The sequence below is a fragment of the Herbidospora yilanensis genome (genome assembly GCF_001570565.1).
GTDB lineage: Bacteria > Actinomycetota > Actinomycetes > Streptosporangiales > Streptosporangiaceae > Herbidospora > Herbidospora yilanensis.
Genome location: NZ_BBXE01000023.1, coordinates 209,674 through 222,616 on the forward strand (window position 1 = coordinate 209,674; position 12,943 = coordinate 222,616).

The window sequence follows — 12,943 nt, forward strand, 5'->3', positions numbered from 1 at the left end:
CCAGGTGTGATGATGCCGTGCATGGCCGTTTACACACCAGGACAGGTCGTCGAGGAGACGGGGTTCAGCCTCGACACGCTCAGGTACTACGAACGGATCGGGCTCCTCGGCAACGTCGGCCGCAACTCGGCCGGTCAGCGCAGGTTCACCGACGGCGACGTGGGCTGGCTCGGCATGATCCGCTGCCTGCGCGACACGGGCATGCCGATCGCCGAGATGTTGCGCTTCGCCGAGCTGACCCGCGCGGGCGACCACACCATCCCCGAGCGCATCCGCCTGCTGGAGGCGCACGACCGCCAGGTCGAGGAGCAGGTCGCCGACCTGCGCCACAAGCAGGGCGCGATCCAGCGCAAGATCGACTACTACAAGGACCACGTGATCGTCCCCGAAGCGATCTAGTTCCCCGCTTTACCCACCGCGAGCCCCCTCTTTCCGGTCCGGCTGTTAGACCGGACTCTGGAGGAGGGGGCTACATGGCGGGTCCGCGCGCCGGGCGCATGAACGTGCCGCTGCGCGGGGTCGCGGCGGTGTCCGGGCTGATGTTGTTCGCACTGCTCGGCAACGTCACCTACATCCAGGCGTTCCGGTACGACGACCTGACCGCCGACCCGCGCAACAACCGGACCATGATCCTGCGGTTCGACGAACCCCGGGGCGAGGTGCGGCTGCGCGACGGCACCGTGGTCGCGGCCAGCGAACGTGTCAGCGACCAGCGGTTCGGCTACCGCCGCGTCTACCCCCACGGCCCCGTCTACGCCGCCGCCACCGGCTACGCCTCCCTCTACCGGACGACCGGCATCGAGGGCGCCGAAGACGCCTCCCTGACCGGCGAGGATCCGCGGGTACGGGTCCGCGCGCTCCTCAAGGACATCGACCGCGGCGCCACCGTGACGCTGACGCTCGACTCCCGCGCCCAGCAGGCCGCCTACGACGGCCTGGCCGCCACGGGCAGGCACGGCGCCGTGGTCGCCCTCGACCCCCGCACGGGCGCGATCCTCGCCATGGTCTCGCTGCCCTCCTACGACCCCAACCGGCTCGCGACCTTCTCGGCGGAGGAGCTGGCGGCGTACGACCGCGAACTGCAACGGGACCCCGCGCGGCCGCTGCTGAACCGCGCGATCGGGGAGAACTACCCGCCCGGCTCGACCTTCAAGGTGATCACCGCGGCGGCGGCCCTCGCGTCGGGCGACTACGACCCCGAGACCGAGGTGCGGGCCCCCGCCCGGATGAAGCTGCCCGGCACCCAGACGTGGTTGCGCAACTCCGGCGGCGCGGAGTGCGGCGACGGCACCCCCGCGCTCCTGGACGCCTTCGTGATGTCGTGCAACACCGCCTTCGCCGACCTCGGCCTCGAACTCGGCGAGGAGGAGCTGGGCCGCTGGGCGGCCGCCTTCGGCTTCGGCGACGCGGGCCTGAAGGTCCCGCTGGCCGTCGCCGCCAGCGTCTACCCGACCGGTCTCGACCGCGCCCAGACCGCGATGAGCGCCATCGGCCAGTACGACGACCGCGCCACCCCCCTGAGCATCGCGATGATCTCGGCGGCGGTGGCCAACGGGGGCAGCCTGATGCGCCCCTACCTGGTCGACGAGGTGCGCCTGCGCGACGGCACGATCGTGCGCTCGACCGACCCCGCCGAATACCGCGACGCGATGCCGGCGGCCGTGGCCGACCGGCTGACCGAGATGATGGTCGCCGTCACCGGCCCCGGCGGCACCGGCACCGCCGCCGCGATCCCGGGCGTGAAGGTCGCGGCCAAGACCGGCACCGCCGAGAACGAGGGCTCCGATCACGCGATCTTCACCGCCTTCGCCCCCGCCGACGACCCGGTGGTGGCCGTCGGCGTCCTGGTCGAACACGGCGGCTTCGGCGGCCGGGTGGCCGCCCCCATCGCCCGGGCGGTCATTCGCGCCCTGCTCTAGCCCTGCTCTAGCTCTGGTAGGCGCTGGCCTGGAGGCCGTAGAGGTCGGCGTAGATGCCCTGGCGGTCGATCAGTTCGTCGTGGGTGCCCTCCTCGACGACCAGGCCGTGGTCGAGGACGTAGACGCGGTCGGCGTAGCGGACGCTGGCCAGGCGGTGGGTGATGAGCAGGACGGTGCGCCCGTCGGCGTGGGCGCGGATGCGTTCGAACAGGGCGTGCTCGGCCCGCGCGTCGAGGGCCGCCGTCGGTTCGTCGCAGATGAGCAGCGGGGCGTCGCGGTAGAAGCCCCGCGCCACCGCGATGCGCTGCCACTGGCCGCCCGACAACTCCTGGCCGTCCTTGAAGCGGCGGTCCAGGAGGGTGCGGTAGCCGTGGGGGAGTTCGTCGATGACCTCGTCGGCCCCGGCGACCCCGGCCGCCCGGATCACCGCGTCCTCGCTCTTCTGCAGGCCCATGGTGATGTTGTGACGGGCCGACAGGGGCCAGCGGGTGTGGTCTTGGGCGATGACCGCGATGCGGCCGCGCAACTCGTGGGCGTCGACCGTGGCCAGGTCGGTGTCGTCCCAGCACACGCGGCCCGACTGGGGCTCGTAGAGACCGGCCAGGATCTTGGCGAGGGTGGTCTTGCCGGAGCCGTTCTCGCCGACCAGGGCGACCACCTCGCCGTGGTCGAGATGGACCGACACGCCCTTGAGGGCCGGGGTGTCCTTGCCGGGATAGGCGAACACCAGGTTCTCGGCGGTGATGCGGCCGAAGCGGCGGGGCGGCGTCTCCGTGCCCGCCATGCCCGGCGTCGACTCCCCGGCGGTGCAGAAGTCGAGGAAGTCGGTGAAGTAGAGGCCGTTCTCGTAGAGCCGGTTGACGCTGTAGAGGAGGTTCTGCAGGGCGCCCTGGCCCGTGCGGACCGCCAGCACCGCCGTGCCCGCGATCGCGAGCTCGACCTGGCCGCCCGCCAGCAGCAGGCCGAGGGCCACGAACACCAGAGCGGTGCCGACGCCGCCGAGCGCCTGGCCGATGATCCCGGCCGTGGCCTGGCGGCGGGCCAGGTCGACCAGCACGTCCTGCTGGGTGCGGGCCACCATGTCGTAGACGCGGAGCAGGAAGCCGCGCATCGTGAACGAGCGCACCTCGGCGGCGGTGTTCCGGTCGGCCAGCAGTTCGCTGACGATCCACTTGCGGCGGTAGACCGGCAGCAGCGACAACATCGTCGTGTAGCGCATGCGGGCCGACCGGACCGTGGCCCACGCGTCGGGCAGCACGGCCAGCAGGAGCAGCGGAAGCAGGACCGGGTGCAGCACCCCGAGGACGCCGCCCGCCGCGACCAGGCCGATCGCGGCGGTCAGCACGTCGACGGCGGAGCCGACCACCTCGTCGGAGGAGTTGACGCCGCTGGTGCGGGCCCGCTGGAGCGTGTCGTGGAACTCGGGGTCGTCGAACCTGATCAGGTCGACCCGGGAGGTCAGCCCGTAGAGGCGCTTCTCGGCGATGCGCAGGACCTGCGGCTGGAGCCGCGACTGCGCCAGTCCCGCGCCCGCCTGCACCAGGGCGCGGGTGACCGCGGCGGCGCCGACGACCAGCAGGGCGGGCAGCGCGTCGCGCACCCGCTCGGGAGTGGGCCCGGCCGCGAACAGCGCCTCCAGCACGCCCGCGGTGGCCAGCAGCCCGAACGCGGTGAAGACCCCGCCCAGCACGTTGAGCGCGATCGTGGCGGCGGTGTCGCGGGGGCTGGCCTCCCAGGCCATGCGGCACCCCTGGACGATGAGGGCGGGCAGCCGCCGGGCGACGGTCAGGAACCCGATGTTGCTCATCAGGTCGTCGTGGGCGTGCCAGTCGTTGGTGGTCAGATCGGAGAAATCCGGAAGGTCATCGCTTTCTGATGGGTCGTCCCTGTCGACGGGGGTGACGGTCATGCTCGTCAGTGTGCGGCCGCCCACCGACAAAGCGGCACCAAGGATGTCGTGGGCCAAACCGGAATGCGATCTGGGCACGTTCCGGAATTGATGCGACACTTCCTGTGACGATCCACCCCCCGCAGCTCACGCATAGGCGACTTCCGAGGGCCGATGACCACTGAGATCTCCCACTCGATCGCCGTCGAGGGCAACCTCCCCCTGGAACCCAACGCGTTCGTGGGACGCGAGCCCGACGTCGAGGAACTCCTCCAGCTGATGACGGCCACCCGGGTCGTCACCCTCTGTGGCGTGGGCGGGATCGGGAAGAGCCGCCTCGGCCTGCGGGTCGCCGCCGAGCTCGCCCGCGACCTGCCCGACGGCGCGTGGCTGGTGGAGTTCCCCGAGGGCACCCGGCCCAAGGAGACCATCCGCCGGGTCGCGTCGGTGCTGGGCGTCGAGGGGGAGCCGGGGCGCGACCTCGGCCTGGCCGTCGCCGAGGTGTTCGCGGGGCGCAAGGCGGTGATCGTGCTCGACAACTGCGAGACGGTGGTCGAGGAGTGCGCGCTGCTCACCCGGCGGCTGGCCGAGCACTGCCCGGAGGTGCGGGTGCTGGCCACCAGCCGCGAGCCGTTGCGGGTGCCGGGCGAGACGGTCTGGCGGGTGCCGCCGCTGGCGCTGCCGCCCGACCACAACGCGGGCGCGGCCGTCGTCGGCGGCTACGAGGCGGTCCGCCTGTTCCAGGATCGGGCGGCCTCGGTCCGGCCCGGGTTCACGCTGACCGACGAGAACGCGCCCGACGTGTCGCGGTTGTGCCACGCGCTCGACGGCATGCCGCTGGCGCTCGAACTGGCCGCCGGGATGACCCGGGTGTTGTCGATCCCGCAGATCGTGGCCCGGCTCGGCGACCGGTTCCGGCTGCTGTCGGCCGGCGACCGCACCGCGCCGCCCCGGCAGCGCACCCTGCGGGCGACCGTCGACTGGAGCTACGGCCTGCTGACCGAGCCCGAGCGGGTGCTGCTGCGCCGGGCCACGGTGTTCCGGTCCGGCTGGACGCTCCCCATGGCCGAACTCGTGTGCGCGGGCGGCCCGGTCGAGGGGCCCGAGGTGCTGGGCCACCTGACCGCCCTGGTCGACAAGTCCCTTGTCGTGGTCGACGGCGAACTCGCCGGCGAGGCCCGCTACCGCCTGCTCGACACCATCCGCCAGTACGCCGCCGAGCAGCTCGACGGCCCCGACGAAGAGGCGACCCGGCGGCGGCACCGCGACTTCTTCGTCACGTTCGCCCGCGACTGGGAGATCGCGGTCGACGCGGGGTCGTGGCCGGCCGTGCACCGGCGTACCGAACGGCTCGAAAGGTTGCAGAGCGACCTGCGGGCGGCGGTCGATTGGTCGCTCACCACCGGAGACGCGGCGCCGATGCTCCAGGCCTTGCTCGGGCTGCGGTGGATGTTGCTCGGCAGCGGCCGGTTCCAGGCCGAGCTGATCCGGTGGGCCGACCGGCTGGTGGAGCTCGCGCTGCCCGAGATCGACCCGGCCACCCACGGCCGCGCGCTGGCGTTCACCGCCAACCTGCTGTCGAACACCGCCGACTTCGCCGGGGCCAGGGAGCGGGCGCGGCAGGCCCTCCACCTGTGCCGGCAGGCCGGTGACCGGCTCGGCGAGGGGCAGGCGCTGCTCGTGCTCGCCATCAGCGACGGGTCGGAACCGGCCGAGCACCGGCTGGAGGAGTCCATCTCGATCGCCCGCGCCATCGGCGAACGGGTGCTGGAGGCCGAGGGCCACGGCACCCGCGCGTTCCTCGCGCTGGCGCAGGGGCGGCTGCGGGAGGCCCAGCGGTCGGCCGAACGGCTGGTGGTGCTGGCCACCGAGCTCGACAACCACCTGGCGCTGGTCATCGGCCTGTCGGGGCTGGGCCAGACCGCCCGCCGCCGCGGCGACCTGCCGGCCGCCCGCCGCCACTTCACCCGGGCGCTGCGCATCGTGCGCACCTTCGACGCCCGCCAGTGGCTCATCTCGTGCCTGGCCGGGCTGGGGTCGGTGGCGCTCGACGCGGGCGACCTGCCCGAGGCCCGCCGCCGCCTGGGCGAGGCGCTGCGGCTCGGCCGCGACGCCGGGCTGCGCATGCAGTCGGCCCGCCGCCTGGAGACCTTCGCCGCGCTCTACCTCAGGCAGGGCGACCCGCGCCGGGCCGTGCTGCTGGCCGCCGCCTCCGCCGGGCTGCGCACCGGGCGGCCGGGGGCCCGCGTCGAGAACGTGCTGGCGCCCGCCCGCGACGCCCTGGGCGAGCCCGTCGTGGCGGCGTTGTGGGCCGAAGGGCTCCTCCTGCCGTTCGACGCGGCCGTCACGCTCGCGCTGGAGGAGTCGGCCGGCAGCCCGCCGCCCGTCGTCGCGCCCGTCGCGGTCGTCCCGCAGAGCACGCTGACCGCCCGCGAACGCGAGATCGCCGAGCTGGTCGCCCGGGGCCTCAGCAACCGGGCCATCGCCGACGAACTGGTCATCAGCCAGGCCACCGTGGCCCGCCACGTCGCCAACATCCTGGCCAAACTCGGTTTCACCTCACGCACCCAGGTCGCCACCTGGGTCGTCGAGCACGGTGTGTAGCCGCCGGGCGGCGTCTCGTCTACACACCCACGTGCGCACATTCGCCGATGTGAGGGCCAGCCCCGCCGACCTACGGTGAATCCGTGGTCGGGTGCGGCGACTCCGTGGCCGTCCCCAGGCCCGCGAGGGCGGATGCCTGCCGAAGCCGGACGTCAGGGGGGGCATCTGGAAACGGCCGCGTGTCCGTCACGCCGGTCGAGGTCACCTCGGAGGGGTGGAGACCGAGACCGGGGGCACGTGGCCCGCGGGCCCGGGTCGCGCAGGACCCGGGCCCGTCCACGCGCGCCCGGTTACACATCCCGCTACACACATATGCGGATTCCGGCGCGGGAGCCCGGCCCGTACGGTCACGGACATGGAGTCAGGGGTCACCGGCGCGGTGTTCGGCCGATCCGCGCTGTGGGCCGACCGGCCGGCGCTGATCGATTTCGGCGAAGGCCGGGCCGTCAGCCACGAGACACTGGCCGCGACGGTCAGGAGGGCTGCCACGGGGCTGGTCAGGAGGGGGACCCGCCCCGGGCAGACCGCCGCCGTCTGCACCGACGGCGTGAGCGGGCATCTGACCGCCGTCTTCGCGGTCGTCGCGGCCGGCGGGGTGGCGCTGCCGCTGAGCGTGCCCGACCCGGCCGAGCTGCTCGCCCACGACGTGCGGCTGATGTTCACCGGCGCGAGGCGGGCCGCCGAGGCGGTCTCGGCGGCGGAGGCGTCGCGGGTGCGGCAGGTCGTCTCGTTCGGCGGCGGGCCCGGCGCGACCGAGTTCGAGGTGCTGCTCGGGCTCGACCCGCTGCCGCTGCCGGTCGCCGCCGCGCGGACCCCTGCGGTCGTCGCGGAGGAGGGCGAGCTCAGCCACGACGGGTTCACGGAGGCGATGGCGCTGCTCGACGGGCACGTCCGCCTCGACGAACACGACGTCGTGCTGGTCGACTGGCCGCCCTCGGGCTCGGCCGACCTGGCGGTGCTGGGCGGGCTGGCGTTCGCCAAGGGGGCGATGCTGGTGACGGGCGGCGGGCGGGAACTGGGGGTGACGGTGGCGGCGGTGGTCGAATGCGGGAAACGCGGCCTCCGCCGTATATAGAACCGTTGCTTGACGGGGCGGCTCCAGTGGTGGGTTGATGGGCTGCCATTTCACACCCGGAGGTCGGCCGCGATGAGGCGACGATTGACCGCGGTCGCCGCGGCGCTGCTGGTTCTGGTGACGTCGTGCACGGGCGAGGCGGCGGAGACCCCCGAGCCGTCCGCGAAGCAGCGGGTCGAAGTGTTCTCCTGGTGGACCGGCTTAGGCGAGGCCGACGGCCTCAAGGCGATGCGCACCCTGTTCGAGAAGCAGAACCCCGGCTTCACGTTCGTCGACGCGGCCGTCGAAGGAGGGTCGGGCGACCAGGCCCGCGCGCTCTTAGCGAGCAAGCTCCAGGCCAACCAGCCCCCCGACACCTTCCAGGGCCACGCGGGCGCCGAACTCCAGGGCTACATCACCGCGGGCAAGCTCGAACCCCTCAACTTCCTGTACGACGAACTGAAGCTGCGCGACGCCTTCCCGCCCCAGCTCGTCGAGCAGATCTCGGTCCACGGGGAGATCTACTCCGTGCCGGTGAACATCCACCGCTCGAACGTCCTGTGGTTCAACCCGGCGATCCTCAAGGCGGCCGGGGTGACCGGCGCCCCGCGGACCATCCCGCAGTTCCTCGACGCGCTCGGCAAGGTCCGCGACACCGGGAAGATCCCGCTGGCCATCGGGCCGCAGTGGACCGTGGTCCACCTCTTCGAGTCGGTGCTGCTGGGGTCGCTGGGGACCAGGACGTACAACAAGCTCTGGACCGCCGACGCCGACTGGAACAGCGCCGCGGTGCGGAAGGCGCTGACCGACTTCGCGGCGATCCTGGCGATGACCGGGCCGCCGCAGACCGACTGGCAGCCGGCCGCCAAGCAGGTGGCCGACGGGGAGGCCGCGTTCACCGTCATGGGTGACTGGGCCTACGGCTACTTCCACAACAAGCCCGACGGCGGGCTCGGCAAGACCTCGAAGACCGACTTCGACTGGGCCGCCTCGCCGGGCACCGAGGGCACCTTCATGTGGCTCTCCGACAGTTTCACGCTGCCGCGCGGCGCCCCCAACCGGGAGGGCGCGCTGGCCTGGCTCAAGGTGGCCGCGAGCAAGGCGGGGCAGGACGCGTTCAACCCGCTGAAGGGCTCGATCCCGGCCCGCCGCGACGCCGACACCTCGCTCTACAAGAACTACCTGGCCTGGAACCTGGGCGAGTGGTCGCGCGACGAGCTGGCCGGGTCGATCCAGCACGGCGTGGTCGCCAACGACGGCTGGCGGGCGGCCATCAACGACGCGGTCGGCATCTTCATCGACGACCCGGACGTCGCGGAGCTGCAGCGGGCACTCGTGCTGGCGGCGAAAAACAGTGGCCAATAGACCGGTTTGTCATAGCATCGCCCGGTGAGTGTGGTGGACGGCCGGGGCGCGACCTTCGGTGAACTCTTCCGGATCGGCGAGTTCCGGGCACTGTTCGGCAGTCAGTTGCTGCTGACGCTGAGCGAGTCGGTCAAGATGCTGGCGTTCTCCGTCATCGTCTACGACCGGACCGAATCGGCCGGGTTGTCGGCCATCTCGTGGATGATCGGCTTCCTGCCGATGATGCTCGGCGGCCTGTTCCTGTCGTCGATGGCCGACCGCGTCCGGCCCCGGGTGCTGATGATCACCGGAGAGCTCACGCGGGTCGTGGTGTGCCTGCTCCTGGCGTTCGCCGGGCTGCCGGTGTGGGCGATGTTCGCGGTCGTCCTGGTCACCGGCGTGCCCACCGCCGTGTTCATGGCGGCGCGCAACGCGGTGTTGCCCGACATCCTCGACGGCGACCGGTTCGTGCTCGGGCGGGCCCTGTTCACCATGACGGGCGCCGGGGCGCAGATCGCCGGGCTCGCGGTCGGCGGGGCCATGCTGGCGCTGACCGGGCCCGAGGGGGCGCTGCTGATCACCGCCGGGCTCTCGCTGGCCGCCGTCCCGCTCATCCGGTTCGGCATCGTCAACCGGCCGGCCCGCGCGGCCAGGGACGGCACCGGCGCGGTCCGCGCCACGCTGCGCGGCAACTGGGAGCTGCTGACCGACCGGACCGTCCGGGGACTGCTGCTGGCCGGGTGGTTGCCGCTGATGTTCATGGTCGGCTCGGAGGCCGTCTTCATCCCCTATCTGACCGAGATGGGGCAGGCCGGGGCGGCCGGGTTCGTGCTGGCCGCGACGGCCGCCGGGATGGGCTTCGGGGAGTTCGTCGTCGGCCGGTTCGTGTCGCCGGCGAACCGGGCCCGGCTCGGGTTGCCGCTGGTCGCGCTGATGGGGGTGCCGCTCATCGGGTTCGTGGCCGCGCCGGGGCCGTGGTGGGCCGGAACGCTGGCGTTCCTGGCGGGGAACGGGCTGGCGTATCAGCTCATGTTGCAGCGGCCGTTCGTCGACGCGGTGCCGGAGGGGCGGCGGGGGCTGGCGTTCGGGCTGCAGGGCTCGGGGATGATGACCGTCCAGGGGCTCGGGGGAGTGGTGGCCGGCGGCCTCGCCGAACTGGTCGAGGTGCACCACGCCATCGCGATCTGCGGCGGGCTGGTGCTCGTGTCGGGCGCGTCGTTGTGGCGCCCGCTCACCCCGCCCGCGCTCGCCGCCGAGGCGCCGGAACGGTAGTCACCGCGGGGTCGCGTGGAGGTCGGTCTCGATCTTGGCGGCGCCGGGGAGCAACGGGGGCAGCAGGTCGCGCCGGGCCGACTCCAGGGAGGTGCGGCTGGCCGAACCATTGTTCTCTTTGCTCGCCGACACCCTTGACGGGGTCAGCCCCGCCCTGACAGAACGGTCAGAACCTCTTCTTTCCGACATGGCAGTCATCCCGTAGGAGGTCACATGTCCTTGCTGGACCCCGAACTCTGGACCGGCCGGATCTTCAGCGGCGGCTGGGTCACCTCCCAAGCGGGTGACGCGGCCGTGGTCGAGCCCGCCACCGGCGGCGAACTCGGCCGGATCGGCGTCGCCGGGGCCGACGACGTGCGGGCCGCCGCCCGCGGGGCCGCCCAGGCGCAGAAGGACTGGGCGGCGACCAACTTCGAGGAGCGCGCCGCCGTGCTCCGCCGCGCGGGCGCCCTCTTCGAGCAGTACGCCGACGAGATCCACCACTGGATCATCAGGGAGACCGGATCCGTACCGCCGAAAGCCGGCCTGGAGACCCACGTCGCCGCGCAGGAGTGCTTCGAGGCGGCGGCCCTGGCCTCCGGGACGACCGGGGAGATCCTGCCGACCAACCGCAAGCGGCTCAGCCTGGCCCGGCGGATCCCGGTCGGCGTGGTCGGCGTGATCGCGCCCTTCAACGTGCCGCTGATCCTGGGCATCCGCTCGGTCGCGCCCGCGCTCGCGCTGGGCAACGCCGTCGTGCTGAAGCCCGACCCCCGGACCGCCGTCTCCGGCGGGGTGGTGATCGCCCGGGTGCTGGAGGAGGCCGGGCTGCCCGAAGGGCTGCTGCACGTGCTGCCCGGCGGGCCCGAGGCGGGGGAGGCGCTGGTCGCCGACCCGCTGGTGCCGGTCATCTCGTTCACCGGCTCGACCGCCGCCGGGCGCAAGGTCGGCGAGGCCTGCGGACGCCTGCTCAAGCGGGCCCACCTGGAACTCGGCGGCAACTCGGCACTGATCGTGCTCGACGACGCCGACCTCGACCTGGCCGCCTCGGCCGGGGCGTGGGGCTCCTTCCTGCACCAGGGCCAGATCTGCATGACCACCGGCCGCCACCTCGTGCACGCCTCCCTGGCCGACGAGTACGTCGAACGCCTCGCCGCCAAGGCCGACCACCTGCCCGTGGGCGACCCCGCCACCCAGCAGGTCGCCCTCGGCCCGCTGATCTCGGCGGGCCAGCGGGACAAGGTGCACGCCCTGGTCACCGGCAGCGTCGAGGCGGGCGCGCGGCTGGCGGCGGGCGGGACGTACGAGGACCTCTTCTACCGCCCGACGGTGCTCGCCGGAGCGGGCCCCGCCTACGACAACGAGGTGTTCGGGCCGGTCGCGCCGGTCATGCCCTTCCACACGATCGAAGAGGCGGTGGCCCTGGCGGGCGACAGCGAATACGGCCTGTCGCTCGGCATCCTCAGCCGCGACGTGATGAAGGCGATGCACCTGGCCGAGCGCATCCCCACCGGGATCGTGCACATCAACGACCAGACCGTCGACGACGAAGCGGTCGCGCCCTTCGGCGGGCTCGGCGCCTCGGGCACCGGTTCGCGGTTCGGCGGGCCCCGCGCGAACGCCGACGCGTTCACCCACACCCAGTGGGTGACCGTCCAGGGTGACATCGCTGCTTATCCGTTTTGACCGATCTTGTAGGTTCGGGGGTCATGAGAAAGAACGGCTGGTTGTTGCTGGTCGCCGGGTTCGTCCTGGCCGCCCTCAACCTGCGACCGGCGCTTGCCGGAGTCTCGCCGCTCCTGGGCGAGATCATGTCCGACCTGTCCCTCTCCCCCGCGGCGGCCGGGGCCATCACCACCATCATGTTGTTGTGCCTCGGCCTCCTGGGCCCGCTGGGCCCGATCCTGTCCTCCCGCCTCGGTCTCGACCGCACCCTCATGGCGGGCATGTTGCTGCTCATCGCCGGAGTCGTGATCCGCAGCTCCGGCGGCGTCGTCACGCTCTACCTGGGCGCGGCGATGGCCGGCACCGCCATCGCGTTCATGAACGTGATCATGCCCGGCCTGGTCAAGCAGCACTTCCCCGACAGGGTGGGCCTGTTCACCGGGCTCTACGTCAGCAGCCTGGTCAGCGGCGCCGCCCTCGGCTCCGCCGTGATGGTGCCGCTCGCCCAGGAGATGGGCTGGCGCTGGGCCGCCGCCACGACGGCGATCTTCGCCCTGATCTCCGCGATCGTCTGGTTGCCGCAGGTGCTCCGCACCCCGACCCCGCCGCCCCCGCAGGCGCCGCGGCCGTTCCGGGCCCTGATGAAGCGCCGGGTGACCTGGTACGTCGCGACGTACATGGGCGTCCAGTCGATGACCTTCTACATCATGCTGGCCTGGCTGCCCACGATCTTCACCGACGCCGGGCTCAGCGCCGACGACGCCGGATACCTGCTGGGCCTCACCAACCTGGCCCAGATCGCCGCCACCCTGACCGTGCCGATTCACGCGGGGAAGGCGAAATCCCAGGTTCCGCACGTCGTCGGGGCGGCCGTGATCACCATCGTCGGATACGTCGGCGTGTTGTTCTGGCCGACCACCGTCCCGTGGTTGTGGATGATCGTGCTCGGCCTCGGCCAGGGCGCGTCGATCGCCCTGGCGCTGCTGATCATCACGCTGCGCGCCCCCGACCCCCGCTCGGTCACCGCTCTGTCGGCGGTCGCCCAGTCGACCGGCTACACCCTGGCCGCCATCGGCCCGGTCGTGATCGGCGCGATCTACCAGGTCAGCGGCGACTGGACGGTTCCGCTGGTCGTGGGGCTCGGGGTCTGCGGAGTGCAATTGGTGTTGGGTTATCTCGCCGCGCGTCAACCGCACGGCACCTGATCTTCACCTCACC

The 12,943-nt window shown here is 72.5% G+C and carries 10 protein-coding genes; 8 read left to right on the top strand and 2 right to left on the bottom strand.

Features of this window, described 5'->3' with window-relative positions:
* Positions 1 to 21: 21 nt before the first annotated feature.
* Entirely contained in the window at positions 22 to 399 is a 378-nt protein-coding gene (locus AW273_RS18335; protein WP_030456635.1) for a MerR family transcriptional regulator, read from the top strand.
* A 74-nt stretch (positions 400 to 473) separates the two neighbouring features.
* Positions 474 to 1,919, top strand: coding sequence for a peptidoglycan D,D-transpeptidase FtsI family protein (locus tag AW273_RS18340; protein ID WP_062349538.1), 1,446 nt, complete (start codon positions 474 to 476; stop codon positions 1,917 to 1,919).
* A gap of 7 nt (positions 1,920 to 1,926) precedes the next feature.
* On the opposite strand, the gene AW273_RS18345 is transcribed toward AW273_RS18340, so the two are convergent.
* Positions 1,927 to 3,828 (bottom strand): ABC transporter ATP-binding protein, encoded by a 1,902-nt coding sequence (locus AW273_RS18345; RefSeq protein WP_062349580.1) that lies wholly within the window; start codon positions 3,826 to 3,828, stop codon positions 1,927 to 1,929.
* A 153-nt stretch (positions 3,829 to 3,981) separates the two neighbouring features.
* On the opposite strand from AW273_RS18345, the gene AW273_RS18350 reads away from it, so the two are divergent.
* From AW273_RS18350 to AW273_RS18365, 4 genes are all read left to right on the top strand, one after another.
* Positions 3,982 to 6,411 (top strand): ATP-binding protein, encoded by a 2,430-nt coding sequence (locus AW273_RS18350; protein ID WP_062349539.1) that lies wholly within the window; start codon positions 3,982 to 3,984, stop codon positions 6,409 to 6,411.
* Between the two features lie 355 nt (positions 6,412 to 6,766).
* Positions 6,767 to 7,486, top strand: a complete 720-nt coding sequence (locus AW273_RS18355) for an AMP-binding protein (protein WP_062349540.1) — start codon at positions 6,767 to 6,769, stop codon at positions 7,484 to 7,486.
* 72 nt (positions 7,487 to 7,558) lie between these two features.
* On the top strand, positions 7,559 to 8,830 hold the full coding sequence (locus AW273_RS18360) for an ABC transporter substrate-binding protein (RefSeq protein ID WP_062349541.1): 1,272 nt from the start codon (positions 7,559 to 7,561) through the stop codon (positions 8,828 to 8,830).
* Between the two features lie 24 nt (positions 8,831 to 8,854).
* Positions 8,855 to 10,081, top strand: coding sequence for an MFS transporter (locus AW273_RS18365; protein WP_062349542.1), 1,227 nt, complete (start codon positions 8,855 to 8,857; stop codon positions 10,079 to 10,081).
* On the opposite strand, the gene AW273_RS39120 is transcribed toward AW273_RS18365, so the two are convergent.
* Positions 10,082 to 10,213 carry a hypothetical protein gene (locus AW273_RS39120; RefSeq protein WP_269750250.1) on the bottom strand — a complete coding sequence of 44 codons (132 nt, stop codon included), beginning with the start codon at positions 10,211 to 10,213 and terminating at the stop codon, positions 10,082 to 10,084.
* Between the two features lie 81 nt (positions 10,214 to 10,294).
* Here AW273_RS39120 and AW273_RS18370 point away from each other — a divergent pair, with 81 nt between their 5' ends.
* Positions 10,295 to 11,746, top strand: coding sequence for a benzaldehyde dehydrogenase (locus tag AW273_RS18370; RefSeq protein WP_062349543.1), 1,452 nt, complete (start codon positions 10,295 to 10,297; stop codon positions 11,744 to 11,746).
* 23 nt (positions 11,747 to 11,769) lie between these two features.
* On the top strand, positions 11,770 to 12,930 hold the full coding sequence (locus AW273_RS18375) for a CynX/NimT family MFS transporter (protein ID WP_062349544.1): 1,161 nt from the start codon (positions 11,770 to 11,772) through the stop codon (positions 12,928 to 12,930).
* The last annotated feature ends 13 nt before the right edge of the window (positions 12,931 to 12,943 follow it).